24 protein-coding genes are annotated in these 26,793 nt (G+C 37.2%); 11 read left to right on the forward strand and 13 right to left on the reverse strand.

Features of this window, described 5'->3' with window-relative positions; genetic code table 11:
* Positions 1 to 289: 289 nt before the first annotated feature.
* Together H4J70_RS11915 and H4J70_RS11920 are read right to left on the reverse strand one after the other, a co-directional pair.
* Positions 290 to 607 carry a hypothetical protein gene (locus tag H4J70_RS11915; RefSeq protein ID WP_182251205.1) on the reverse strand — a complete coding sequence of 106 codons (318 nt, stop codon included), beginning with the start codon at positions 605 to 607 and terminating at the stop codon, positions 290 to 292.
* Between the two features lie 182 nt (positions 608 to 789).
* Positions 790 to 1,161: a hypothetical protein gene (locus H4J70_RS11920; protein ID WP_182251206.1), complete on the reverse strand. Its 372-nt coding sequence runs from the start codon at positions 1,159 to 1,161 to the stop codon at positions 790 to 792.
* Positions 1,162 to 2,074: 913 nt separating this feature from the next.
* Between H4J70_RS11920 and H4J70_RS11925 the strand changes: the two genes are divergently transcribed.
* The gene (locus tag H4J70_RS11925) at positions 2,075 to 2,557 is read left to right on the forward strand and encodes a hypothetical protein (RefSeq protein WP_182251211.1); all 483 of its coding nucleotides are present in this window, start codon (positions 2,075 to 2,077) and stop codon (positions 2,555 to 2,557) included.
* Positions 2,558 to 2,749: 192 nt separating this feature from the next.
* Here H4J70_RS11925 and H4J70_RS11930 read toward each other — a convergent pair whose 3' ends face one another.
* From H4J70_RS11930 to fur, 3 genes are all read right to left on the reverse strand, one after another.
* A complete protein-coding gene (locus H4J70_RS11930; protein ID WP_182251207.1) occupies positions 2,750 to 3,211 on the reverse strand; it encodes a flavodoxin family protein in 462 nt (153 codons plus the stop codon).
* Between the two features lie 974 nt (positions 3,212 to 4,185).
* Positions 4,186 to 5,280 carry a hypothetical protein gene (locus tag H4J70_RS11935; protein WP_182217722.1) on the reverse strand — a complete coding sequence of 365 codons (1,095 nt, stop codon included), beginning with the start codon at positions 5,278 to 5,280 and terminating at the stop codon, positions 4,186 to 4,188.
* 940 nt (positions 5,281 to 6,220) lie between these two features.
* Positions 6,221 to 6,664 (reverse strand): ferric iron uptake transcriptional regulator, encoded by a 444-nt coding sequence (gene fur / locus H4J70_RS11940; protein WP_070376273.1) that lies wholly within the window; start codon positions 6,662 to 6,664, stop codon positions 6,221 to 6,223.
* Positions 6,665 to 6,851: 187 nt separating this feature from the next.
* On the opposite strand from fur, the gene H4J70_RS11945 reads away from it, so the two are divergent.
* Positions 6,852 to 7,319, forward strand: a complete 468-nt coding sequence (locus tag H4J70_RS11945; protein ID WP_182171757.1) for a DUF4442 domain-containing protein — start codon at positions 6,852 to 6,854, stop codon at positions 7,317 to 7,319.
* Between the two features lie 69 nt (positions 7,320 to 7,388).
* On the opposite strand, the gene fldA is transcribed toward H4J70_RS11945, so the two are convergent.
* The 4 genes from fldA to H4J70_RS11965 all read right to left on the reverse strand — a co-directional run bounded on the left by fldA (position 7,389) and on the right by H4J70_RS11965 (position 9,389).
* Entirely contained in the window at positions 7,389 to 7,916 is a 528-nt protein-coding gene (fldA, locus tag H4J70_RS11950) for a flavodoxin FldA (RefSeq protein WP_070376275.1), read from the reverse strand.
* A gap of 12 nt (positions 7,917 to 7,928) precedes the next feature.
* Positions 7,929 to 8,222, reverse strand: a complete 294-nt coding sequence (ybfE, locus tag H4J70_RS11955; protein WP_182217720.1) for a LexA regulated protein — start codon at positions 8,220 to 8,222, stop codon at positions 7,929 to 7,931.
* Positions 8,223 to 8,231: 9 nt separating this feature from the next.
* Entirely contained in the window at positions 8,232 to 8,453 is a 222-nt protein-coding gene (locus H4J70_RS11960) for a DUF2788 domain-containing protein (RefSeq protein ID WP_070376277.1), read from the reverse strand.
* Positions 8,454 to 8,621: 168 nt separating this feature from the next.
* Complete coding sequence (locus tag H4J70_RS11965) at positions 8,622 to 9,389, reverse strand: alpha/beta fold hydrolase (RefSeq protein WP_182217718.1); 768 nt, start codon at positions 9,387 to 9,389, stop codon at positions 8,622 to 8,624.
* A gap of 159 nt (positions 9,390 to 9,548) precedes the next feature.
* Between H4J70_RS11965 and seqA the strand changes: the two genes are divergently transcribed.
* The 6 genes from seqA to H4J70_RS11995 all read left to right on the forward strand — a co-directional run bounded on the left by seqA (position 9,549) and on the right by H4J70_RS11995 (position 17,193).
* Positions 9,549 to 10,136 carry a replication initiation negative regulator SeqA gene (gene seqA, locus H4J70_RS11970; RefSeq protein ID WP_182217716.1) on the forward strand — a complete coding sequence of 196 codons (588 nt, stop codon included), beginning with the start codon at positions 9,549 to 9,551 and terminating at the stop codon, positions 10,134 to 10,136.
* A gap of 52 nt (positions 10,137 to 10,188) precedes the next feature.
* Entirely contained in the window at positions 10,189 to 11,844 is a 1,656-nt protein-coding gene (gene pgm / locus H4J70_RS11975; protein ID WP_182217714.1) for a phosphoglucomutase (alpha-D-glucose-1,6-bisphosphate-dependent), read from the forward strand.
* Between the two features lie 237 nt (positions 11,845 to 12,081).
* Positions 12,082 to 13,185: a succinylglutamate desuccinylase gene (gene astE, locus H4J70_RS11980; protein ID WP_182217713.1), complete on the forward strand. Its 1,104-nt coding sequence runs from the start codon at positions 12,082 to 12,084 to the stop codon at positions 13,183 to 13,185.
* A gap of 243 nt (positions 13,186 to 13,428) precedes the next feature.
* Entirely contained in the window at positions 13,429 to 14,613 is a 1,185-nt protein-coding gene (locus H4J70_RS11985) for a thiamine pyrophosphate-dependent dehydrogenase E1 component subunit alpha (protein WP_182217711.1), read from the forward strand.
* A complete protein-coding gene (locus H4J70_RS11990) occupies positions 14,613 to 15,590 on the forward strand; it encodes an alpha-ketoacid dehydrogenase subunit beta (protein WP_070376283.1) in 978 nt (325 codons plus the stop codon). The genes H4J70_RS11985 and H4J70_RS11990 overlap by 1 nt, the downstream gene beginning before the upstream one ends.
* A 10-nt stretch (positions 15,591 to 15,600) precedes the next feature.
* The gene (locus tag H4J70_RS11995) at positions 15,601 to 17,193 is read left to right on the forward strand and encodes a dihydrolipoyllysine-residue acetyltransferase (protein ID WP_182217709.1); all 1,593 of its coding nucleotides are present in this window, start codon (positions 15,601 to 15,603) and stop codon (positions 17,191 to 17,193) included.
* Positions 17,194 to 17,274: 81 nt separating this feature from the next.
* On the opposite strand, the gene H4J70_RS12000 is transcribed toward H4J70_RS11995, so the two are convergent.
* On the reverse strand, positions 17,275 to 18,012 hold the full coding sequence (locus H4J70_RS12000) for a hypothetical protein (RefSeq protein WP_182217707.1): 738 nt from the start codon (positions 18,010 to 18,012) through the stop codon (positions 17,275 to 17,277).
* Between the two features lie 154 nt (positions 18,013 to 18,166).
* Between H4J70_RS12000 and H4J70_RS12005 the strand changes: the two genes are divergently transcribed.
* Both H4J70_RS12005 and H4J70_RS12010 read left to right on the forward strand, forming a co-directional pair.
* Positions 18,167 to 20,008, forward strand: a complete 1,842-nt coding sequence (locus H4J70_RS12005) for a protein kinase domain-containing protein (RefSeq protein ID WP_182217705.1) — start codon at positions 18,167 to 18,169, stop codon at positions 20,006 to 20,008.
* Position 20,009: 1 nt separating this feature from the next.
* A complete protein-coding gene (locus H4J70_RS12010; RefSeq protein ID WP_182217703.1) occupies positions 20,010 to 20,384 on the forward strand; it encodes a VOC family protein in 375 nt (124 codons plus the stop codon).
* Positions 20,385 to 20,496: 112 nt separating this feature from the next.
* On the opposite strand, the gene H4J70_RS12015 is transcribed toward H4J70_RS12010, so the two are convergent.
* The 3 genes from H4J70_RS12015 to cmoA all read right to left on the reverse strand — a co-directional run bounded on the left by H4J70_RS12015 (position 20,497) and on the right by cmoA (position 23,664).
* Complete coding sequence (locus tag H4J70_RS12015; protein ID WP_182217701.1) at positions 20,497 to 21,837, reverse strand: anti-phage deoxyguanosine triphosphatase; 1,341 nt, start codon at positions 21,835 to 21,837, stop codon at positions 20,497 to 20,499.
* 121 nt (positions 21,838 to 21,958) lie between these two features.
* Positions 21,959 to 22,921, reverse strand: coding sequence for a tRNA 5-methoxyuridine(34)/uridine 5-oxyacetic acid(34) synthase CmoB (gene cmoB, locus H4J70_RS12020; RefSeq protein WP_182217699.1), 963 nt, complete (start codon positions 22,919 to 22,921; stop codon positions 21,959 to 21,961).
* An 8-nt stretch (positions 22,922 to 22,929) separates the two neighbouring features.
* Positions 22,930 to 23,664, reverse strand: coding sequence for a carboxy-S-adenosyl-L-methionine synthase CmoA (gene cmoA / locus H4J70_RS12025; RefSeq protein WP_182171727.1), 735 nt, complete (start codon positions 23,662 to 23,664; stop codon positions 22,930 to 22,932).
* A 181-nt stretch (positions 23,665 to 23,845) separates the two neighbouring features.
* Here cmoA and H4J70_RS12030 point away from each other — a divergent pair, with 181 nt between their 5' ends.
* On the forward strand, positions 23,846 to 26,692 hold the full coding sequence (locus H4J70_RS12030) for a transporter substrate-binding domain-containing protein (protein ID WP_182217697.1): 2,847 nt from the start codon (positions 23,846 to 23,848) through the stop codon (positions 26,690 to 26,692).
* The last annotated feature ends 101 nt before the right edge of the window (positions 26,693 to 26,793 follow it).

Here is a 26,793-nt window from a genome sequence, read left to right on the forward strand (position 1 = left end):
TGCGTAATTTGGAAATATCAACGACAAAAGGCTCTGTAGATTTAAATCTGTAGTAAGTTTGGTGTCAAACTACCTTTGAATTTACATAGCGTTGCATAAAAATTGTAAGCTGAGTGTTTTCACACAGCCTGAGCTCATACCTGCCTGTGTAATCCCATCTCATAACGCTAACTTTTGCCACTTTGAAGCCATTAAGAGTTAACGGCGGAATGACGTTTAGGATTAGATTTGGTATCGTACGCCGCTTTAAATTCTTATAGTTTGACCACGTCATGACAATCGCCACACTTTAAAAAGACCACCATTTGCTTTTTTTCTTAGCTGGAGCTGGAACATTTGCAGGCATAAGATTACTTAATGGATTTTTTTTAAACTCCTGTAACTCTTTCAATAGGTATTGACGTGATTCTTCATCTAGATGTGGGAATTTACCAATTTTAATATCTCCACCAATTCGCTTCAAAGTTGCAAGATCTAAATAGTGATCTGTCATAGACAAAGAAAGAACTAAATCTTCATCCGCGGAAGGTGTTGCACTGCAATGAGAGCATAACATGAAAGCTCCAAATTTGATTTCACCACATTTAAAACACACTGCTTGGGTCATATATATTTCCTCTTATTTGAAATTATAATACTAAAATGGAGTGATTCCGCTGACGTAATCCACAATAAAGTAGTGCAGGAAAACGCCTCATTAAGCGAAAGTTAATGGTTGGCTATAATAGAGAAGCGATGGTCAACTGTTAATTTTCCGTTTAAATGACTTATAGTGTTCCTTGTCTTTACTTAGACATGCGTAAATTCATCATCTAGATATTTATCACGTAAGCACTCATTTATTTCTAACTTTGTTTTTTCATTCAGTAATTGAACAGGTATATTAGCTAAATCGATTATAGTATTTGGTTCTTTTCCATAACGTAGAGTTGTATTTTTAGGTTCATTCTCTAGGGCCTTGGATTCAAACGCATGCAAATCAGCAAGCTTCCGTGCGATATCTAACTTTGCTTCTTCGCTAAGGTAAACATCAGGTATATTGGCTAGGTCAATTGTAGTGCCTCTTTTTTCACCACGGACTTTGGTTCCTGAAGGTTGATTCAACCATGCCTGTGTTTCAGGGGATATAACAAATGGTTCGGGTGGGTGCCTTTTAGACATATATACTTATCCTTTTGATTAGTTTACTCAATTTTTAAACTTATTTTATTCGTTTATTGGTAATTACACGCCTTTTAATTTATATGGTAACGATATATCACAATTCAATAGATTAAGAATGGTTTATTGATTTGGGTTTTAGAAATACGGGATTTTGCTTTGTTACATGCATTCAGTAGATAGCATTAGAAAATGTATCACTACAATAAATTTGATTTAGTCCATTCTATGCACTTTGAAGTCATCCCGAGGCAACATCGTGCCTGGCGGGTTTAGTGGCTCAGTTGTCTGTCAGGATAAATTCAAGCCTATACCTCTTGAAAGCTCAAAGGGCGTGCTAAATATCCGCGATTTACCAACAGAAGAAGTCTAGATCCGCATTGATTAGTTCTACATTGCGCAATGCTTCTTTTGGTCCTAGATCAACTCTATTTAGCATTGTTACCATATATTAAATGATGGAGATGTTGATATTCGATGAATTCGGATTTAGTTATTTTCTGCGTTAGTAATTTATCTATTAATTGATTTAAACGTCTTATTTGGTAGGTGGTCATTTTACTTTCCTTGTAAATAATTGAACAACTAAAATAAAGAATAGCAAACAAATAGAAATAACCAAGTAAACATATTTAAACCTCTTTCTTTGTGCGGCTAATGACTTTAAATACCACAAAGGAGTCTTTAGCAACGTCGAATTTTTAACGTGTTTTTTGTTCGCTGTTGATACGTAGAGCTGACGTTAATCCTTGCTTATCTAACGATCTATTTCAACTAGGTTAATTCATAAGATGAAATTTTTTTTTGATTAAAAGACAAAAATATAATTTGAGAAAAGCGATGCTAATTTATTATATTTTTTATATCATTCTATTAATGTGAATAGTACGTATTGTTATAAAGGAGATAAACAATGTCTAAAGCTGATGATGATAATCATTCAAACCAAATGAACCCAAATAATGATGCGTATCACTCATCCCGCGGAAATGACGATGATGGCTACGATGATGATGGGTACGGTGTGAGATCAAAAAGTACACTATCTAACCTAGAATGTTACAGGTCGGTATCTGAAGGGTTAAAAATGCCAACTCTCGATGTTATGGTTGAAAGCCTTGTGCCTGATAAGGTCCTTGAAAGCTCGAAAAAGAAGATACTAGAAAATATGACAACTGAAAAAATTTCCCAATATTTTATAGCTTATTTGCTACATAACTTCGAAAATATATCTATAAATGTAATTGCTGAAACTAAAGTATTGGAAATAGAGAATTGTAATTTTGATGTAGCACAGCATGAGGCTATTAGAACAAAATCAAAACACTGGTTCTACGAAAAAAAATGGATGATACCCGATAACTACAAGGGTTATACAATACAGTTCATTAATTAAATACACTTGAAATTTTAGCGATTTGTTGACCTTAAAAGCACTCAATAGCTAACGTCGGTAACGCGCACTTTGTTAGCGTTAACTGATAAATGATGAATGACGGGTTTGGTGGCTCAGGAGTCAGTTATGGTGATGTTCAATCGGGTTGGATGATGCTATGACAGCTATGACTCCTGCAATGTAAAAGGCGAATTAATAAATTCCAACATCAAGTCCGGCAGCCATTGTCATGCCAAGTTCTTCACATTGGTCAAGAAACGTTAATTGCCAGTCACCACGGCACAATAATGGTGGTCGAATCCAATTCCAACGCAAACCTGTACAGATCGATTCGACTGCCCGACAAGTAACAGTTCCATCATTCCCAGCACGAACATATAACGCACAAGGCAATCCCTGCTTTACTTCCAGACAAGGATAATAGCAGCGATCAAAAAAATCTTTCAAAGTTCCACTCATATAACCGAGATTTTCAGTCGTCCCCAAAATTATCGCATCACATGCTAATACATCCTCATGTGTAGTTTCTAAATGCGGTATCCAGCTTGTTTTAACCTGTTCAATATCAGAATGCTGTGCACCTTTCAAGATCGCTTCAACCATTAATTGTGTATTTTCTGAAGGAGCATGCGCTACAATTAAAAGTTTTTTCATTGGTCAACTCACTTTGACTTAAAATACCCCTTTGGAAATAAAGGTTCATCGAAGCTTAGTCCGCTTATAGTGACATAGTCAATTTAGCCACAAAGTTAGCATTAACAGTTTGATGACGAATGACCTCTGTGGTGGCATCTTTGCCAGTTAGCTTATTCGTTTAATCGGTAATAATTGTCGTCAAAGAATGCATATATATATCTGTGGAGAATGTCCGCTATCGTATCTTTGCTGACCTTATTGGATCGTTGACGGGTTACAAAATTTTCTCCGGTGTAAATTAAATGTTAAATTTCCTCATCGTGTGAGTCATTTCTTATTATTTGTGACGAACCACGCAATTTATTGCAGACTATTGCATTTTTGATTAAATATTTGTAAGACATATCTTACGTTAATGTAAGATATTGAGTAAGTAGATGTAAAAAAAAAGACGTGTTATATACTTTAGTTGTTGATTATGTTGGTTTTTGTATATTTACATGCTTGTTACATTTTTATATCGTTAAATATAAAATATTATTATGGGTACGAATAAATCTTAATTAACGTAATATTAACCACATCAGGAAGATGCAGGTCAGGAAGACCGATAGAGTAGAGTACTCTTAAAAGGACGCTTGAAGGAATAGGCCCGATGACAGGAGTCATCGAAGGAATTAAACGGATTTAGGTTAAAGGAATAACGGCTAGAGGAACAAGCCAGATGACAGGAGTCATCGAATGAACTAAATGGATTTAGGTTAAAGGAATAACGGCTGACGGAATAAGCCCAAGGATGAAATATCACTATTGATGTGACTCAGGACGAGTTGCAATCACGGAAGATGAATGGAAAGCAAAGGATTATTAGGAAACACTACGGACAGTTCTTTATGGATGAAGCGGGACACATATAATATGCAGGATGCATATAAGCTAGTTCAGGAAATACGGCTCTTAGAGCCGTATTTTTTTGCTTAAAATATAGTAATTTAATTCTCAAGGAATGTTGAATAATATGGGTGCTTACCTAAAATGGCTTGGCTACCCTTAAGAGAAAAGGTATAACCACATAAAGTAAAGCTGCTTCTAATGGCAATATTCTTGATTATCACTTTAGTATCTAGTGGTGAAAACCGCGCTAAATAGTCACCATTATTTTCTTGATTAACGTCCAATGTTCTAATCACTTCACCACTATCATAAGAGATAACCTGACAGCTTTTATCACCTTGTGCGGTCATTTGTTGCCATAAAAAACCACTAATAGATTTGTCACCCTGCCATTTTATAGTAATACCATCAAAAGATGATGCCAATAAAGAAAAGTTATCAGGCAGTGTAACTTCGTGCCTCAGGGATAATTTTGATTGCTCTATGGCTGTTGTTTCATTAGTGTTTGCTGCTATAACGTCATCATCAACTGAGGTAATACTCGATGGCAGAATTATTGCCATTATGATGATTAATATTAGTACTGTTAACACTAATACCTTCTGTTTATTGTTAAGTAGCTTCAGCCTGATCGCTTCACCAATATCATTAGCAGGGGAAACAGGCGAGTCTTTAGCTTTGTTATCATGTTGAGCCAACGTATCAGGGGTATCTTGATAGGAGCTTGCCAATGAATCTTTTACTTCGTGCTGATTAAATGTCGGTTCTATACGTTTTTGAGGTTGAGAACTTCCTTTTTTTATATAGCCCGTTAAATCGACATCACCAGCGTAACCAAGAATATGATTAATTTTTTGGCTTTTGTAGGTCATTAAGAATGTAGAAATAGCTAAAGGGAGTAAAAGTAACCAGTAGCTTATGGTGTTATCACTGATGACGATAATTAACCCAGCAAGTAAAAAGCTGGCTGTAGGTGGCAGCAACCAGCTTATCTTGAGGTTGGCATCATTTAGACGACGTTTTGTTGAAAGAGTAAAAATACCTGCAAAAATAGACAATGCCATAAAAGATAATAAGTTGTTAAAAGAAAAAATGGCGCTAGTAAGGGTAAACAACAAGTAACAACTTATATGAATAGCGATGAATCGACGACGATTATCTGAACCGGTTAAACAAAATAGTGACTTCAACAAAAGCACATAAACTCCTAAAAATATTGTTTGATCTGAAAACTTTGGCAAGAGTAACCAATTTTCTTTTAACTTTCAGTGATATTTTCATATTCCATCACTTATCATCTTGATACCTTCCGACAAAGTCACACCTCTGGTGTAAGCCATTTCGCACAATGACGTCAGTGATCATACAATAATTTGTAAGTGTAAAAAGAAACACTTTGTAACTATATGTTTAATAGTAATAAATTTTAATTGTTCGATAAAAAGACAAAATAACGTTAATTTTATTTCGTTTACCTTGCTAGCGACAAAACACATGAATGCTAATATTTATCTTGTCAGGACGACACAAGTTATGGATAACACTACAAATAAGTTTAAGGGATAAATACTATTTGTTGAACACGTATAGGAAGTACGAAATGGAAAGTGGTATAAGTTAATATTCAGTTGATAAAGGATTTACCCGCAAGGACACTAACATTTCCAACGGAATGGAAGGTAAATGGATTTACATGAATGGATGCAACAACAAGTGCTGAAGTTAACTTAATTTACTACGCTTATAATGAATGAAAATTTATGGATGAAACTAGCTGAGAAGGGATACTTAACACAGAGATAATACCTCTGCTTATACGGAGTCATTTAAAGGAATTAAATGAACAGTTAGTACTGAAATGGATGTTAATTAAGGATAGTAATAAAGTTTGAGTAAAGTGATATTACCCAAAAATAATTTCCGTATGATTTAGGAAATTTAAAAATTAGCAAATGGATTTGCAGCATTATAATTAGTAACGAAAAAAGCGACTTTTATGTCGCTTTTTCTTTGTCTAGAAAAAGATTATTTACACACCTAATTTATCTTAATACTTGTCGAAATTATATTGTTGTTCAGTAAAGAAAAAACCTGCTAAAAGCAGGTTTTATTAAGCGAAATTCATACTACAACTTAGCTATTAGATGTTCGGTATGAATCACAAGCTTCTTCATCTTCACACTCACCATATAAATATAAACTATGGTTTGTTAGCTTTATTTTATGTGATTTAGCAATATCTTCTTGGCGTTGTTCAATGACGTTATCTTCAAACTCAACTACTTTGCCACATTTTAAGCAAACAAGATGGTCGTGATGCTTTTTATGACTTAATTCGAAAACTGATTTACCGCCTTCAAAATGATGACGACTAACAATGCCCGCATCGTCAAATTGATTAAGTACACGGTAAACGGTAGCCAAGCCAATCTCTTCATTCTGCACTAATAATATTTTGTAAACATCTTCCGCACTAATATGCTGATTATTCGGATTTTGCAAAATAGTGAGAATTTTGATTCGCGGCAGGGTGATTTTTAATCCAGCTCTTTTTAGCTCTTCATTTTGGTCTGCCATTAACTTTAATTCTCTAATTCGGTAATTTAAACAAAATTATAGGGGGTTCTTCTGCTTGAGGGAAGCCTTAGTTGAAATGAATAGTAAATTCATTGGCTTTGATTTTCGAAATTTGTATAAACACCAATAGCTTTACTGGTACGATGAGCTGTATGAGCGAGTGATTATAGGATCAAAGGAGATTTAGATGTTAAGAAAAGCGTGGTTATTAAAATTACTGCTAAATATTTGGCCGCCATTTTTATTTACGGGTATCAAAGTTACAGAGCTATCTAGTGATTTTAGACAAGCCAAGGTGCGTTTAAAAATGCGAGCATGGAATAAAAATGCTTTAGGCACACATTTTGGAGGTTCACTATTCTCGATGACCGACCCTTTTTATGTGTTAATGATTTTAGCGCGTTTAGATAATCAATATTATGTCTGGGATAAATCAGCTGACATTGACTTTATCAGACCAGGGAAAGGCGAAGTAACAGCTGATTTTTACGTCAGTGATGATTTTATTAATGAGATTATTGAAAAAACCCGTCATGGTGAAAAATATCAACCCACGGTCAATGTTTATGTCAAAAATATTGATGGTGAGCTAGTGGCTAAACTAAATAGGCGTTTATATATACGTCAGAAGAATAAACCGACTTTATTGACCTAATTAGGTAAAAGTAAGACAAAAAAAAGCCTGTCGATACAGGCTTATTATTAGTGGCTTATAAGAAATAAATTAGTCTGCAAGTTCTGCTAAACACATTTCTTCAAATATTTGAGTAACCCACTTGTCAATTCTCGCTTCAGTTAATTCTGGCTGACGGTCTTCATCAATACATAAACCAATAAACGTTTTTTCATCAACTAAGGCTTTAGATGCTTCAAATTCATAACCTTCAGTTGACCAGTTACCAACAATAATTGCGCCTCTTGACTCGGCAATATCTTTTAAAGGTTCCATTGCGTCACAGAAGTATTCAGAATAATCCTCTTGATCACCTAAACCAAAAATAGCGACTAACTTATCGGTAAAGTCTACTTCTTCAAGCTCAGGTAAGAAGTCGTCCCAATCACATTGATTTTCGCCATAATACCAAGTTGGAATACCTAAAATGATTAAATCAAATTCAGCTATTTCTTCTTTTGTACTTTTTGCGATGTCTTTTACTTCAACTAATTTTTTGCCTAACTTTTTTTGAATAGTTTTGCTGACAGCTTCAGTATTGCCTGTATCACTACCGAAAAATAAACCTACAATTGCCATGGTATAAAACCCTTATTTACTAATATTTAATGCTGGTGTCGTCATTGAATTTTTCAATATCGACTCAATAAGTTCTCCGCGACTAACACCTTTAACTTTAGCTAAGTCGTCGAGTTGCTCAAACAAGTCTTGATGTATTTTAAACTCAACTCGTTTTAAGCCATTGTTTTTATCGCGTTTAACTTGATTGCGCTTGTTTATTTTTACTTGCACGCTACGCGAATGAGGATTTGTTTTTGGGCGCCCGGGACGCTTTTCATCACTAAACAAATCAATAGTGGTTAAATCACTTGCTTCTTTTGCCATTGTTAACTCTTACCCAACCCCTTGGCTTTCCCAAACCAGTTGAATAATGCCTTTGGCAATAAAGCCAGCACAACCTAAAAATAGAACCAAATAAACGACCATACGGCCCATTTTGGGAACATCATTTTTTGTCATTACATCATGGACTGATAAGCCAATGAAAATAAAGATAAAAGCAAAAAATAAATTCAAACCAATAGTTTCAATAAGTTCTAAGTTTTCAGCTAACATAATTCACCCTAAAAATTTCAGGCGCACTATAGCATAATCTAACGCTTAAACACATAATTTTTACCACAAATGACAAGGCAATTTGACGCTATTTTTTCAATCAATTAATTGTAGCAAACCTAAAAAGGTTATTTGATTCATTCGTTTTAAAGCGTTTATAAGTCGATATTAAAGGCTTAAATAGTCATTAACAATTTTGTTAAATACTGTCGTTTTCTCTGCATGTAACCAATGCCCCGTGCCTTGTATGATTTTGGCTCGACTATTTGGAAATAATGCTTGGATAATATCACGATGCGCTGCGGTTATATAATCAGAGTTACCACCTTTGATAAAAAGGGTTTCACCTTTAAAATCTTGTTTACCTTCATTTGCCGCCATTATTTGTCGATAACATTGCTGAATATTATCTAAATTGCATTTGAAATTGAATTTTCCATCTTTGGCCACTAAATTACGCAATAAAAACTGCCTAACGCCTATGTCATCAACGAATGCAGACAATTGCTTGTCTGCATCTTTTCTATTATTAATGTCTTCAAGCTTAATACTTTGTAAACCTTCAATAATTAGATTGTGGTGAGGTGGATAGGCAACAGGCGCGATATCAGCAACAATAAGCTTATCCACTTTTTCACTATGGTCTAGTGCAAGCTGCATGGCTATTTTACCGCCCATCGAATGTCCAAGGATATGGGCACGTTCAATATTAATTATTGCCATTAGATCGACAACGTCTTGGGCTAATTCTTGATAGCTCATTGAATTTTTGTGAAAAGATAAACCGTGATTTCTCACATCGATATTAGTTACTCGGTAATTATCTTTTAAACCTTTTGCCACCATATTGAGATTTTCTAAACTACCGAATAAGCCATGTATTAAAATAATATCGGCGCCGGAGCCTTGTTGTTGGTAATGTAAATTCTTAGTCATTGATAGCTCATCGAATGTATATACTTGCTTTAACCTTTATTGTCTTAGCTTTTATTGCACCATGCAATTATTTTGAGGCTTTATCGAGATATTGGCGCTGGAAAGTTTTCCTTAAGCTAAGTATAATCCTGCGCGAATAATAAAATTCTAGGGTAATTAATGAAAAACATTGAAATAGATGAAGAACTTTATCAACACATAGTGTCGAATACCCAATTTATTGGCGAAAGTGCTTCGTCAATCTTGCGTCGCTTACTGAGTTTAACGTTAGCTGAAGATGCGCTTGATGATCTTGTCGAAAGTGTTCAAGATGTTGAAGTCACCACTGACAACTTAGTGCCTGGCGTTGAAGAAAATATCGAAATGGAAGCCGTGATAGTTGAAGAAGTAATGGCAGAACCACCTAGTATTGATAATGTACTCAATTATATCAATAAAGAAGAGTTAGCCATGCAACGTGGTGCAGTTGGTCGATTTTTACTTATTCTTGCCGCTTTATATCGCGTGCACAGTGAAAGTTTTGCTGTTGTCTCTGAGATCCGCGGGCGAGACCGTCTATATTTTGCCAAAAGCAAAGATGAGCTTTCCGCCAGTGGTAGCAGTACCAAACCATTACAAATACCTGATAGTCCATTTTGGGTAATGACAAACTCGAACACTACCCGTAAAAAAATGATGTTAACGAAAGCATCGCTAATGTTAGGTTACACTAACGAAGATGCCGAAAATATTAGAGATCTTTTATAAGCCGTATAAAGTTGTCGACGATAATATTTAAATAAAAAATAAAGGGAATATCATGACTATTCATGCACACGCAGGAAAACCAGTTAGACCACAAGACCGTATCAATATTGGTAAATTAGTCAGTGATTATTTTTTATTAAGGCCAGACGTTGCTATTACCGCGCAAAGGGTAACTTTTGGTACCTCAGGTCATCGCGGTAATGCCAGTAAAACCAGCTTTAATGAGCAACATATTCTGGCTATTTGCCAGGCAGTTGCCGAACATCGCATTGAACAAGGATTGAAAGGGCCATTGTTTTTAGGTAAAGATACCCATGCCCTTTCAGAGCCCGCTTTTGCTAATGCGCTGTCGGTGTTAATTGCTAATAACATCCCGGTCGTTATTCAAGACGATGATGGTTTTACACCAACCCCGGTTATTTCTAGGCTCATTATTGCTCATAATAAATTATCGATAAATAAAGATAAGCAAGCCGATGGTTTAATTATTACCCCTTCTCACAATCCACCAACAGATGGCGGCATTAAATATAATCCAGCTCATGGCGGGCCAGCTGAAGGTGGTGTGACTAAAAAAATTGAACAACGAGCCAATGACTTAATTGCCGAAAAGCTCATCAATGTCAAACAAGTTAGCTACCAGCAAGCTTGTTCGTCCGCTTTATTATCAAAACAAGACTTTATTACTTTTTATGTTAACGAACTTGAACAAGTGGTTGACATGAAAGCTATTGCGAAAGCCGGTGTTAAAATTGGTGTTGATCCGCTTGGTGGTTCAGGGATTCATTACTGGCCAGTTATCGCAAAGAAATATCAGTTAAATCTTGAAGTTGTCAATCCTGTTGTTGATGCCAGTTTTGCTTTTATGCCACTTGATAAAGATGGCAAAATTCGCATGGATTGCTCATCTCCTTATGCCATGGCCGGACTCATTGCTTTAAAAGACAAGTTTGATATTGCTGTTGGCAATGATCCCGATTTTGATCGCCACGGTATCGTCACTCGCACGGGCGGGTTAATGAACCCTAATCATTACTTAGCCGTTGCTATATATTATTTGATGACTCATCGTGACTGGCCTAAAACCAGTAAAATTGGGAAAACGTTAGTGTCTAGTTCACTTATAGACCGTGTTGCTAACTATATTGACCGTCCTTTATCAGAAGTGCCGGTGGGCTTTAAATGGTTTGTCGATGGTCTCAGTGATGCTTCATATGCATTTGGTGGTGAAGAGAGTGCGGGTGCTGCTTTTTTATCTCGTGATGGTAGTTGCTGGACAACAGATAAAGACGGTTTTATTATGGCGTTACTGGCAGCAGAAATTCTTGCTGTTACCGGTAAAGACCCCTATCAACTATACCAAGAGCTTGCTGAAAAATTAGGTGAGCCTTGTTATGGCCGTGTTGAAGCCATTGCAAGTTTTGAACAAAAACAAGTGCTAACTTCATTAAGCGCTAACGACATTACGACTACGATGCTCGCTGGTGAAAAAATTAACCAAGTTTTATCACACGCACCTGGCAACAATGCCGCTATTGGTGGTGTGAAAGTTACGACTGACAATGGTTGGTTTGCTGCTCGTCCTTCAGGGACCGAAGATATTTATAAAATTTATGCCGAGAGTTTTATCGATCAAAAACACTTAGCCCTTATTATTACCGAAGCCCAAGTACTGGTAAGTGCTGCTTTTACTAAAGCCGGTTTATAGGTCGATAGTTAAGATAAAGGTATCAGAATTTTTACCCTGCTATAAATTGAAATAACATAATAATATGGGTTAGTGACCTAAATCATTAACCCATATTATATGCTAGCACTGCCAAACGTCGCTACTTCTCATCACTTTTCTTTATCGTCGCTTTAACTTTTATTGTGATCAAACCAAGCAATAATCTCTATTTTTTTGTACAATATAAGTAATTTTTATTGCCTTAGTGAATGTGGTTTGAATAAATTACAAGTAGTCTTACAAGAACAACAGCAAGCGTTACAATCTACGGGTGACTTTCTCGCCTTAACTCGTGCAAATGAGTGGTCAATAGCAGGACGTTTTTCCTTTCAAGTTAAACATCAAGAAAGTAATAGCGAAACAAACGTTACCGTACTTGATACCGGTCTTATTACTTTTGAACCCGTTGAACTGCAAACATCTAATAAAGACATTGTGCTCTCTAGTGCCGTGCACGGTAATGAAACCGCGCCAATTGAAATTTGTGCTGAGCTCATTAAAAAGCTTATTTTAGGAGAGCTTGCTTGTACCGAGCGTGTACTGTTTATTTTTGGCAACCCAGCTTCTATTAACATTTCTGAGCGTTTTATTGAAGAAAATATGAATCGTTTATTCTCTGGTGGCCATTCTGCTGATCAGGGACAGGGGGCGGGTTTAATTAATAAAGAACGCCACCGTGCTTTATTACTTGAAAATACCGTGCGAGATTTTTTCCAGCAAGGTCAAAGCTTATCCAGTAATAAAGAGAGAGAGCGTTGTCATTACGATTTACATACCGCCATTAGAGGCTCAAAAAACGATAAATTTGCGGTTTATCCTTTTCGACATGGTAAAGCTTGGAAAAAATCTCAACTTCAATTTATGCATGCGTGTGGGGTAAGTACTATTTTACTTTCGCATTCACCCACCACGACCTTTAGTTACTTTTCATCAAATGAATTTAATGCTGACGCTTTTACTGTGGAATTAGGCAAAGTGATGCCCTTTGGTGAAAATGACATGGCTAAATTCGTTCAAGTTAAAGAAACACTAACGCGTTTGATTTCAGGACAAGACTTGTTGCTAAAAGACTATGATGAAAATGACTTTAGTATTTATGAGATCTACCAAACCATTAATCGTCAGGGTGAAAACTTTGCTTTAAATTTTTCTGATAACGTTGAAAACTTTACTGACTTTCCAAAAGGTACCGTACTCGCAATAGATGATGGTAACGAGATCAAAACAGATAAAGTCGGGGAAGCAATTATCTTCCCTAATGCTAATGTTGTTATTGGGCAGCGAGCATTATTAACCGTTATTCCCACATCTATCGAATAATGGTCATGCTTATGTAAACTTTTATGGGCATATTGATGATATTGCCGTATGCCCAAAATTTTACTTAGCTCACACAACTTGTGTTTCAGTTTACGTAAAGGTAAAGTACGTTCGATTATTTACAGCAGCTCATTGCGCAAAACCCAAAAAGTACTAAAACTAAGTACACTTACATTAAGAATAATGGGTATAGCAAATCCTGCAATGAACATATTCCATAAGACAAGAAGAGAAGAGAAGGCTATGAACACTGACGTATATAAAGAAAGTCCGGTGGTACATCAACCCGCTTTTATTGATGGTCATTCAGTTGAAATTCCCATCCTCAAAGTATTACAACAAGACGGCACCGTATATGAAGGTGCTGAGCTTCCTGAAATTGATCAAGAATCAGCAACAAAAATTTATAAAACGTTAGCGTTTCACCGTGTACTCGATGAGAGAATGGTCGCATCGCAACGTCAAGGTCGTTTAAGCTTTTACATGACCGCACTTGGCGAAGAAGCCGCAAGTGTCGGTGGTGCTGCCGGTTTAAAACCTCAAGATATGATCATGGCGCAATATCGAGAGCAAGGTGCATTAATGTATCGTGGTTTCTCACTTGAAAACTTCATGAATCAAATGTTCAGTAATGAAAAGGATTTAGGCAAAGGTCGTCAAATGCCCATTCATTACGGCAGCCGTGAATTAAACTACATGACGATTTCATCGCCACTAGCTACTCAAATACCACAAGCGACCGGTTATGCATATGGCCAGAAGATACAAGGGCTTGACGCGGTAACAATTTGTTATTTCGGTGAAGGCGCTGCGTCAGAAGGTGACTTCCATGCGGGATTAAATATGGCAGCAGTACATCGTGCTCCTGTTATCTTTTTCTGTCGTAATAACGGCTACGCAATTTCAACACCTGCAGATGAGCAATACGCAGGTAATGGTATTGCTTCTCGTGGTGTGGGTTACGGAATTAAAACGATTCGAATCGACGGCAACGATATACTTGCGGTTTTAAAAGCGACACAAGATGCTCGTACTTATGCTTTAGCAGAAAACAAGCCAGTACTTATTGAAGCCATGTCTTATCGTTTAGGTGCACATTCTACCTCAGATGATCCTTCTGGATATCGTACGCGTGAAGAAGAAGCTAAATGGCAAGCACATGATCCTATTCTTCGTATGAAAAATTGGATGTTAGCGAATAAGTGGTGGGATGAAGCACAAGAGACAACCTTGTTTGATAAATTACGTGAAGAAGTCTTAGCGGCAGTAAAAGTTGCTGAAAAAATTGATAAACCACCCGTTGAAGATTTAATCACTGATGTTTATGATGAACCACCAACGCTATTAAAAGCACAACTTGCCGAGCTGAAAGTACATATTAAAAAGTATCCAGAAGCCTACCCATTCACCGCGGGGAGAATTAAATAATGGCACAAATGAATTTATTACATGCAATTAATAACGCACTTGAAATTGCAATGACAGAAAATGAACGAGCTGTGTGTTTTGGTGAAGATGTTGGCCATTTTGGTGGTGTTTTTCGCGCAACCAGTGGCTTACAAGAAAAATTTGGTAAATTACGTTGTTTTAACACACCTCTAGTTGAACAAGGTGTTATTGGTTTTGCTAATGGTTTAGCAGCTCAAGGCAGTGTGCCTATCGCTGAAATTCAATTTGCTGATTATATTTTCCCTGCTTTCGATCAAATTGTTAATGAATCCGCAAAGTTTCGCTACCGCAGTGGTAATGAATTTGATGTGGGTAATTTAACGATACGTACACCATACGGTGGCGGTATCGCGGGAGGCTTATATCATAGCCAATCACCAGAAGCTTATTTTGCTCATACACCGGGCTTAAAAGTTGTTGTACCTCGTAACCCTTACCAAGCAAAAGGTTTATTGTTAGCGTCTATTCGCGATAAAAACCCGGTTATCTTTTTTGAACCTAAGCGTTTGTATCGTGCCTCTGTGGGCGAAGTGCCTTTAGAAGACTATCAATTACCCCTTGGCAAAGCTGAAATTGTTACGCCAGGTAGTGATATCACGTTATTAGCGTGGGGCGCACAAATGGAAATAATAGAGAAGGCGGCTGAAATGGCTGCAGCTGATGGTATTTCATGTGAAATCATAGATTTACGTACTATTTTACCATGGGATATTGAAACGGTTGTTAATTCTGTTACCAAAACAGGACGCTTAGTTGTTAGCCAAGAAGCGCCATTAACGGCGGGTTTTGCTAGTGAAATTGCAGCAACGATTCAAAAAGAGTGTTTCTTACACCTTGAGTCACCGATTGCACGCATCTGTGGTATGGATACACCTTACCCATTATCACTAGAAAAAGAATATGTTGCCGACCACTTAAAAGTGTACGAAGCCATTAAACACAGCATAAATTACTAAGGTTTTTGTCATGAGTATTGATTTTATTCTACCCGATATTGGTGAAGGTATCGTTGAATGTGAGCTAGTTGAATGGCTAGTTAAAGAAGGCGACGTTATTGTTGAAGATCAGCCCATTGCTGATGTGATGACAGATAAAGCGCTGGTACAAATTCCGGCGATGCATAATGGTACGGTTACTAAGCTTTATTACGCTCAGGGCGATATTGCCAAAGTACATCAGCCACTTTTTTCAATGACAACCGATCAAGAGCAGGCACCTTCGCCTGTGCAAGCAAGCCCAGTGGTTGCTGCGCCAAGTTCGCCAGTTGCTGAGCATTCAGTTGCGGCTTCGACTCATGGTGAGCCAACACTTGAACGTGAAGACTTTATCTTACCTGATATTGGTGAAGGTATTGTTGAGTGTGAACTCGTTGAATGGTTAGTTAAAGAAGGTGATGTGATTGTTGAAGATCAACCCATTGCTGATGTAATGACAGACAAAGCGCTAGTACAAATTCCAGCGATGCATAACGGTACTGTGACTAAGCTTTACTATGCTAAAGGTGAAATTGCGAAAGTACATGCGCCTTTATTTGAAATAGAAAAACTGGCGGCTAATGGCCATCAGAATGCAGTTGTCGCGGCAGAAACTCTTGAAACGCCAACGGTTTCTGCCGTTGAAAAAGTGGCTTTAACAACTATTGCAGCAGCTGTTGAGAAAAAGATTATTAACAGTAAAGCTGTTGCTAGCCCGGCGGTGCGCCGTGTAGCTCGCGAATTAAATGTTAATATTCATGAAATACCAGGCAGTGGCAAGAAAGGGCGTGTTTATAAAGAAGACGTTGTTTCTTTCACTAAAGCGCCAGTTATAAGCACTGAAAATGTAGCGCCAGTTGTTGCTGTGGCACAAAGTGGCGGTAAACGTGTTGAGCCTATTCGCGGTATTAAAGCGGCGATGGCAAAGGCTATGGTACGTTCAGTGTCAACGATTCCTCACTTTACTTATTGTGAAGAAATTGACATGACGAATCTAATGGCGTTACGCAGCGGTATGAAAGACGCTTATGCGAAACAAGATATTAAATTAACTATGATGCCGTTTTTCATGAAATCGATTTCTTTAGCATTAAAAGAATTCCCGATTGTAAATACGCAAGTTAATGATGATTGTACTGAAATTACTTATTTTGACGATCATAATATTGGTATGGCAGTTGACTCTAAAGTCGGCTTACTCGTCCCTAATGTTAAGCAAGTACAGAACAAATCTATTGTTGACGTTGCTAAAGATATCATGCGTTTAACTGACTCTGCCCGTGCAGGTCGTGTTGGTGCAGAAGATTTGAAGGGTGGAACTATTACCATTTCAAACATTGGCGCGATTGGCGGCACGGTTGCTACACCGATAATCAATAAACCTGAATCAGCGATTGTTGCGTTAGGTAAATTACAAAAATTACCACGCTTTAATGATAAAGGTGAAGTTGAAGCACGTTACATTATGCAAGTAAGTTGGTCTGGTGATCATCGTGTTATTGATGGCGGTTCAATTGCCCGTTTTTGTAACTTGTGGAAATCATTCTTAGAAGAGCCAAGCAATATGTTGATGCATATGTCTTAGTTTGACGCTTTTTGATATTAAAAAAAACCTGCTCATGCAGGTTTTTTTGTTTATGGTGGTATCGGTTCTCAAGGAGACGTTTTATTGAGTGAAGAAAGCATAGATAGAGAGTTCATTATCTTCATTTGACTTTGTTGACGTTGAAAATGATGAGAATTTCCACCATGTTTGTACCGATAAGTCTTTGATAATATTGTCCCAAGCATCTTCTTGTTTTTCAGTCACTAGAATTTCGCAATAGGGCTGTTTACAAATAACTGATATTAAATCTACGTTCATGCCATCATAGTGGGTTTGTACAAAGTCTGAAATATTGTTTTGCATATTATAACCCCAATCTAAATCGTCTTCTTTTTGATGAAAATCATAGATGTCATTTCTCGTTTTACCTCTAAAGGCACTCAGGAACAAATTGAACGGTTCAGGAGCGAGTTTTTCCATTTCTTCGTCGGTTGCTTCACTGCCATCAAATTCACTTAATTGATATTTCAATGATGACACTTTACGTTTAGATTTTTTATACTTGTCTTTTAATTGTTGATGCTCAGCTCTTAAATCAAGGTATTGCTGAGTCAACACTTCATCATTGTCAGCAATAGCAAGGGGTGCTGGCTTGTGATTGATGACTTGTGGTTGAGTTTGTACAAGGGGAGTCGCTTGCTCTTGTAGGTCTACTGTCTTTTTTAAGGTTGATGATGTTTCAACAGCTATTACCGCGGGCAACCTCGAATTATTTTGATGACTTCTTGTGGTCGACGAAATGCCATAACCGAGTGCTGCACCGATGGCCAAAAGTATCAGTGCTTTTAGTAAATTCATATAAATCCTTTTATCTATGTTTTATTATTTTTTAAAGATATTACCTCAATAGAATTATCTTTCAAGCGCTTAAATTTAAGCGGGAGCTTTGAGTTAACATCAAGTCACTTTAAAGATATACTTTTTAGCAGAGCAAGCATTGTTAGGAAATCACGTGCACGAAAATAAACTGCAACATTTTTATATTGCCGAAGAGCAATCGGTTTACTTATTAAACACTAAAGACGCTACTAAATTAAAAGTTTGGGTTGAATTATGTCAGCAGCAATTAAGTTTACTGGGCTATAAAAATATCGCCTTATTGGGAAAGGGCGCCTATGGGTTTGTGTTTAATGGTGATGATGACTTAGGGAATGCCTTTGTTTTCAAATTTTCACGAATGAATTTACCGCAACACGTACAAGACAGACTAGCAGAAGAAGCTGAAATTCAAGGAGAGCTATCGCATCGACGCATCCCTAAAGTTGTTAAATATTACAAAATTAAGCGCCAATCTATCGTGCATATGGAACGAGCGCCGGGCATCGATTTAGAAAAATATTCTCAACAGCATGGGCCGTTAGCGCCTGAACTTGTCGTTAATATCGCGATTCAACTCGCTGAAATTTTGCTTTATTTACGCAACCCTAAAAAACACAGCAAAGGGAAACCCTATGTTCATGGGGATATTAAACCCTCGAATGTTGTTTTTAATGAAAAAACGGGCAAGGTTTACTTAGTCGACTGGGGCTCTGCTGTTGTTGCGCAGCTAGATGCTACTGGGCAAAATACCGCGAATAGTGTCATGGACTTAATGAGTAGCGATTTGCAAAATACTAATGCGCGTTTAGGTGATGTTTACTTTATTGGTCAAGACCAAATAAGTGGCGCAATGTCTTCGCCACGCTTTGATGAGCAGGGGTTAGCGGCAACTATTTATGCGATTGCGTCAGGTCAATCGTGTCGATATGGTCATCAGGTTATTTCTCCGCTTTCATTGGGTTTACCAAAGTTACTGGCGAAAATTATTGATGCTATGCTCAGCGACGATCTAAAAACACGTAATAGCGCCGGTGATTACTTTTTTAAACAGTTACCTTATTTAAAACGCATGGTCATGGCCAAAAAGCATACGGCTTTCGATGCTAAATTACTTATTCCTGTTTGGTTAAAATCTAAAACAGACAAAATTTTTGATACTGTGGTTTACGGTTCGAGAAAATCTTTTTTAAGAGAGTCTACCGAGAGTGATGAGTTAAACGAGATTGATGATGCGCAACTAGAAAAATATTACAAAAACTTTTTGATGGGCATGGGCGATACCGAAAAAGCATTTATTGCCGCAGTTGGCCGGCTAGGTAATTTTCCTGTGGTTGGTGGTTTAGCGATACGTTGGCAGGCCGATGGTGTTTATATTGATTCTAATTTAACCTTGTTTGACCCTAATCTTAATGCTTCTTTTCAAAGTGCTGTCAATAATATGGTGCATCTCGCTCAAGGTATTCACCGCGTTGGTATGTTTAAGAGTTGTTTATTTAATGCCAGAAATACTTTGCATGTCGAAAGACAAAGTAGTGAGCACGACTTCATTGCTGAGTTGGGACAGGAGTTTTCATTTGAGATCAGTGATGTTGCTGAGGTAGATGATATTACACGTTTGCATTCATACTTTGAAGACGGTAAAGACCCCGATGAATACCTCTATCTACCCGATGAGATAATGGCTGTATTAGGACGTTTAAATCTAATTCATCATACTGGCTGCATTATTTTTGAAGTCTTGCCCACTCACTTAAAAATTCATAGTTATTTAATGTTACTTAACCATGAAAAAAAGCAAGAATTTGCCGAGTGTTTAGCTGAAATTATTACGCTATTACCAACAATTCAAGGTCAGGGAATATCAGGCTTTATGAAGTTACCCTATAAAGATACCCGATATTTTGAACATATAAGCACCTTGCCTGAAAAGTATTATCCAAGAAACCCAAAAATAATTGAATCAGTGGAGAAATAAAATGAGTGACAAAATAGGTGAAATGGCTTGGTTAGATTTAACGGTAGACAATGCCACTGAGGTGAAAGATTTTTACCAGCGCGTTATTGGTTGGCAAGTTGAAAACGTGGCGATGGGCGATCATAACGATTATGTCATGAAGAGTCCTGATAGCGGTGAAGCGATCAGTGGTATTTGTCATGCTAAAGGAGTGAATGCTAGTATGCCTGCGACATGGTTACCTTATTTTTTAGTTAAAGATATTCACGCTGCCGTTGCAAATGTTATCGAGCTTGGCGGCGAATTGCTCACTGAAATAAAGCAGGTAGGTAAAGATAAGCATGTGGTGATTAAAGATCCCGCAGGTGCTGTTTGTTCACTCTATCAGCAAGGTTGAATTAAGCTTTATCTATTACGCTAATTTTTATCAGTATCGACCGTTTTACTTTTAGCGCGCACAGTAAACAATGAAGCCGAGTCAATATCTAGCTTCATTTTTTTGCTTAGAGTTAGCGCTCACTTAGTGGGAATGAACCACTGGGCAGGAACAGTCGCTGATAAAGATGAGTAGCATAGTCATCCGTCATCCCTGAGACATAATCAGCAATTACTCGATGTTCGTTCAAGTTATGCGTTTTTGCATAAAGCCAACGCCGCTTGGTATGTTTAGGCAATAATCGAGTGGGATCACTGGCCAGTGCTTCAAATAACTCCATTACTATTTGTTGCCCACGATATTCGAGTTGTTGAATACTGGTTTGTTTAATAACAAATGAGAAGACAAAGTCTTTGAATATCTGTAGTGCCTTCGCGGCATTAACTGGTAGCTTAGCGTTGTAACGTAATAAGGGTTCAGTAAAGCTTATTGTCGAGTTTTCATTTAAATCAGCTAAATATATTTCGGTAATTAAATAATTGACTAAGCCGCCAATCGCTTCTTTTTGAATGTAGTGTTGTTCATTAAAAAGCTTTGCTGTTAAACGTTGACAATAATCTTTCAACCAAGGTTCATCGATTGCTTTAAGTTTAGTGATAACTTCTTGTTCAAAATCTTGCTGGCTGACTACACCTGTAACTATTGCGTCTTCTAGGTCATGAATACCGTAAGCTATATCGTCAGCGAGCTCCATAATTGAACAATCGAGTGATTTAAATATTGTTTTGTTATGTTTGTTTTTGGTTTTTTTTATTGATTGAAAAAGAGCGCGATCATCAGCAGATAATGGCGATAAAACCCAATCAAACATTTCAGTGTCATCATTATATAAGCCTTTGGCAGGATGCCAGTCAGCCGCTTTTAATTGTCTAAAACTGTGCGGAGCAACAGGTAAAGGTAATTGTGTTAACTCGGTTAATAGTTGTGGGTATTTTATTAAGCCTAATAATGTTCGGCGAGATAAATTCATCCCATAAAACTCACTAAAGGGCTCTAAGTGTGAAACAATGCGAAAAGTTTGCCCATTGCCTTCAAAGCCGCCATGGTTACGCATCATATAATTAAGAGCAACCTCACCACCGTGCCCAAATGGAGGGTGACCAATATCGTGGGCTAAACAAATAGATTCAATTAAGTTCTCATCATCAGGAAAAAGCTCAGCAGATAATTGTGCATGCTTGTTTCTTAATTGGGCACTAATTCCTGAGCCAATTTGCGCTGCCTCTAATGAATGGGTAAGACGTGTTCGATAGAAATCACTTTGTCCACTGCCCATCACTTGGGTTTTAGACTGTAAGCGACGAAAAGCAGCAGAATGGAGTATACGCGCACGATCACGCTGAAAAGGGCTACGGTGATCATTTAGACGTTTTGCAACACTAGCTAGTTTTCGCTGCGACCAAAGTTCGTTCATAGACACCCTTTTATCTTAATTGTGTTAAATTTTTTACCTATCATAATCACATACTTAAATAATAAAAGTCACTACCTAAATATACTCTGCAGATAATTAACAGACTACTTATCTCGACAACTTAAGTATTAGCAATAAAAATAGCACGTTTTGGCGCGGGGTAACCTTCTATTGTTTTACTGTTATCGTCAGGGTCAAGGAAATCAGCCAGTGACTCAGTATCTATCCAGTCAGTTTTTCGTTGTTCATCAAGTGCAGTGATATCGGTATTGACCACCCGTATATTTTTAAATCCACATCGCGAAAGCCATGCACACATCGCATCACAACTAGGTAAAAACCAGACATTACGCATTTTAGCATAGCGTTCGCCAGGCACTAAAACGGTATGTTCATCACCATCAACCACTAAAGTTTCTAGCACTAACTCGCCACCCTTTACTAACTGTGCTTTTAATTGGTAAAGAAAATCAATAGGAGAACGGCGATGGTATAAAACACCCATGGCAAATACGGTATCAAAGGCATTAAGCTCAGGTAATTGTTCTACACCTAACGGCAATAAGTTGACTTTAGGGTCATTAACAAAGTGCTGAATAGCATTAAATTGTGTAAAAAATAATTGTGTTGGGTCTATGCCAACAACAAATTTAGCTCCATCACCGCGCATACGCCATAAGTGATAGCCACTGCCACAACCAATATCTAAAACGTATTTATTGTTAAGTGGGCTAATATGCTCTTTTAAACGATCCCATTTGAAATCGGAGCGCCATTCAGTGTCTATATGCAAACCATGGATATGGTAAGGGCCTTTACGCCAGGGTTTAAATTTTTTCAGTAAATTTTCTAAACGCTTATATTCACCTTCAGTAATATCTTCTTTTTTACCGACTGTAACACCGTCACTGATATTAACGACTGATGGTGTCGTCTTTGGTAAAGCGGTTAAGGTTTTTTGCCAATGGGCAAACTCGCCATGCAATTGTTCTTTTTTCCATTGGCTAAGTTGCGCAGGAAGAGTGTTTAACCAATGGCTTAGGCGGTTTTGAGCTATTTCTTGATAAAATTTATTGAATGACATGAATAAAGTTACTTAATGGCGATGAGTGAAAAAAAGTTAAAACATTGGAACCAAGGCGTTTGATGGTTGAAACCAGCATTTTCTAAGCGTGCAATATGTTCGGGTAAGCTATCAATGCGCATAACTTTTTCAATAGCGGTACGTTTTTGGGCTATTTCTAGTTCGCTATAACCGTTGGCGCGTTTAAAGTCGAGATGCAAATCGACAAGTAGTTCATTACAGATCTTATCATCAGCTGATATTTTTTCTGATAATAACAATAAGCCACCAGGTTTTAAGCCCTTGGCTATTTTATCTATTAATGTCGAGCGTATTTCTGGCTCAATAAACTGTAAGGTGAAATTAAGTACTACCATTGAAGCGTTTTCAATCTCAATATCTAAAATATTCCCTTCAATAATTTCTACCGGTGTAGCACCTTTGAATGCACTAACATGCATTTTACAGCGCTCAACCATGGCAGAAGAATTATCAACACCTATAATTTTACAGTTTTTCGCGGTGATCGCTTTACGCATGGCTATCGTTGCGGCGCCGAGTGAGCATCCTAGGTCATACACATGACTATTGTCAGTGACAAAACGCTGACTTAAGCGGCCAATGGTATCAATAATGGTATTATAACCAGGTACAGAGCGGGAAATCATATCAGGAAAAACTTCGACAACATGTGCGTCAAAAGTAAAATCTTTAATTTGGCTTTGTTTTTTTGAAAAAATTAAATCGGGTTCTGATGGTTTCATTAGGCTGAACTTGTCTTGGTATTTAAATATCAATTTTGCGTTATTTTAACCCAAATTTATTGTCATAGGGTAGTATTGCGTACTTTTTAGTAGTTAAAGCTAAAATTTACCCTGCAACTTATGACGAATAAGGTCTATAATCGTTGTTATTTCATCCACTTTAACCATTAAGGAATTGCTGTTGCAACTCAATTATTTTGTTCGTTGTCTAATCTTACTGGTGATGTGTTTTGCTATAACAGTGCAAGCAAACAATGAACGTTTTGAAATCTCAGCAAAGCCACTCACAATAGCGATAAACAAAACCAGCTATCCTTATATGTTCCTCAATGACAAAGGACAGGCGGATGGCTTAATGCCCGATCTTTGGAAGCTATGGGCAGAGCGACAAGGTGTTAAAATTGAATTTATTACCACGGACTGGTTATCAACATTATCACAGGTTCAATCAGGTGAAGTTGACATTCATGGCGGAATGACTAAAACAGTAGAGCGCAGTAAAGAATTATTGCTTACACCGTCATTTTTCTATCACGATTTCTATTTTTATACCCATAGAGATTTTACTAATTTAACTGAAATTAGCCAATTGTCACCTTACATTATTGGTTCGGTTCGCGGGTCAAGTCATGCCGCAATCATTTTAGAAAAATATCCACACCTTAAATTACGTTTATACGAAAATCGCCATGTCTTATATCAAGCGGCATTAGCTAACGAAATAATGGTTTATACGGACGTTGAAAAACCTTCTAAACTTTTTAGTGAGTATTTTGAATTAAATAAACAATACCCACCTTACAAAAGAATTAGTTTCTATCAAGGTGAATATGTAGCCGCCACATCAATAGAGAATACGTTGTTAAAAGACTTTATCGTTGAAGGTTTTGATAAAATTACGGTTGCCGAAAAATCGCTAATAGAAAAAAAATGGTTAGGACGAGAGAAAAGTAGTAAAACATTGTTATTAAGCTTCCTAACACAAGCACCGCCTTATATGGCGGTGTCTCCTACGGGGCAACCGCAAGGTTTATTTATTGATTTATGGCGTTTATGGGCGAAAGAAAGTGGCATTGAAATTGAATTTATTGCTCAATCTCCATCACAAGAATTAGCGATGTTACAAGGCGGTGATGTCGATATACATATTGGTTATTCAGCCGAAAATTTTAATAATAAATTACAGATCGCTTCACAAATTTATGGTGTTGATGCTGGCGTGTTTGTTTCTACCCGAATTGATAATGTTTATTCATTGAAAGACTTACAAGGTAAAAGAATAGGTATTTTAGCGGGGACTACTTATGAAAACACCTTAACTAAGAGGTACCCTAATCTAAAAGTTCAGGTTTACCAGACAGCTAATGAACTTCTTCATCAGGCTGAATTAGGCAATGTTGATGCTATGGTCAGTGCTCAAGAATACCTAAATGCCCGTTTAATAGAAAGCAATTTACAATCTTCATTTTATCAATTAAAAAATGTTACTTTCCCAACACCAGTTTATTCCTTAGTAAAAAAGGGTAATGATAAATTGGTTGAATTGATTAACGAAGGCTTTAACAATATTCCTATTGAGCAACTTATTAGACTCGAGAGAAATTGGCTTATCGATAAAAATAACGGCTATTTTGTTCGCTCTGCTGAAAAAGTGAGCTTATCTCAGTCTGAACAATTATGGCTAGAACAAAATCAAAAAGTAAATGTTGGACTGGTTAAAAACTGGATGCCAATGGAATTTGTTAATGCAAAAGGCCAAGTAACAGGTATCAACCCCGATGTACTTAAGTTGATATCAGATCGCTCTGCTTTAGCGTTTGAATTTACATTTTTTGATAGCTGGAATGACTTATATCAAGGATTAGTCGAGGAAAAAATTGATATGCTTGCCAGTATTTCTGTGACGCAAGAGCGAAAGAAACAGGTTCTATTTACTCAACCTTATTGGAGTATGCCTTGGGTCATTTTACACCAACGTCAATTGGGCTCTCAACTGACACTTAACAGTTTTCATGGTAAAACATTAGCCGTTATTAAAGGCTACTATCTATCGTCTGCTATTAGAAAAGAACACCCATTAATATCGTTAAAACTCGTTGATACTCACAATGAGGGTCTACTTGCCGTTCAGCAAGGTAAGGTTGACGGTTTTATTTCTAATATAGCGTCGGCTTCTGAATTAATGAAACGAGAAAGTCTCAGTGTTTTAGATATGTCAGTGTTGGAAGAATTGCAAAGGGACAGCAGTCACTTTGCCATTAGACCCGATTGGCTTGAATTACAACAAATCATAAACAAAACCTTATTGACTATTTCTGAGAATGAAAAACAGAAAATTTATGACCGCTGGTTTGGAGTGAATATAGAAACAGGGTTTAATAAAGATGTTGTCATGCGAGTCTCAGCACAAATTGGTGTACTTATTCTCATTATTATTATTGCGATAATAATGTGGAATAGGCGCTTATATGGTGAAATAAAAACGCGTAAATTGCTTGAAGAAAAAATGAAACATATGGCGACCCATGATGAATTAACCGGGTTAGCCAACCGAGTATTGCTAAAAGACCGGATCAATACTGCCATTAGCTTCCATCAGCGCCAACAATTACAAATGGCCGTTTTATTTCTCGATCTTGATGGTTTTAAAACTATCAATGATACCCATGGCCATGATGTTGGCGATGAACTGTTAGTCAAAGTGGCTAATAAACTAAAAAGTTGTGTTCGACAGTCAGATACAGTTGTTCGTTTCGGTGGTGATGAATTTGTTCTACTGCTAACAGGTTTGCATCAAAAAAGTGAAGCCGCTTATATTGCCGACAAAGTATTAAAGCTGATGCAGCAGCCTTTTGAATTGTCGGTGGAACGGGTTAATATTGGTTGTAGTATTGGTATTGCTATGTATCCCGATGATGGCGTGACAGATAATGACCTGCTAAAAATTGCTGATACGTTAATGTATAGGGTTAAGGCAAATGGAAAAAATCATTATGTCTTTAACTCAGAGACATACGCAGCTAAATAAATAAAACCAAACTATTTTATCATCCGTAAAATATTTTTTAATCATTTTACGGTCACTATTCCCCTTAATGCTTTTTTTGTCGTCATATTCCTTTATAATGT

This window comes from Colwellia sp. BRX8-9 (assembly GCF_014077245.1).
Taxonomy (GTDB): Bacteria; Pseudomonadota; Gammaproteobacteria; order Enterobacterales; family Alteromonadaceae; genus Colwellia_A.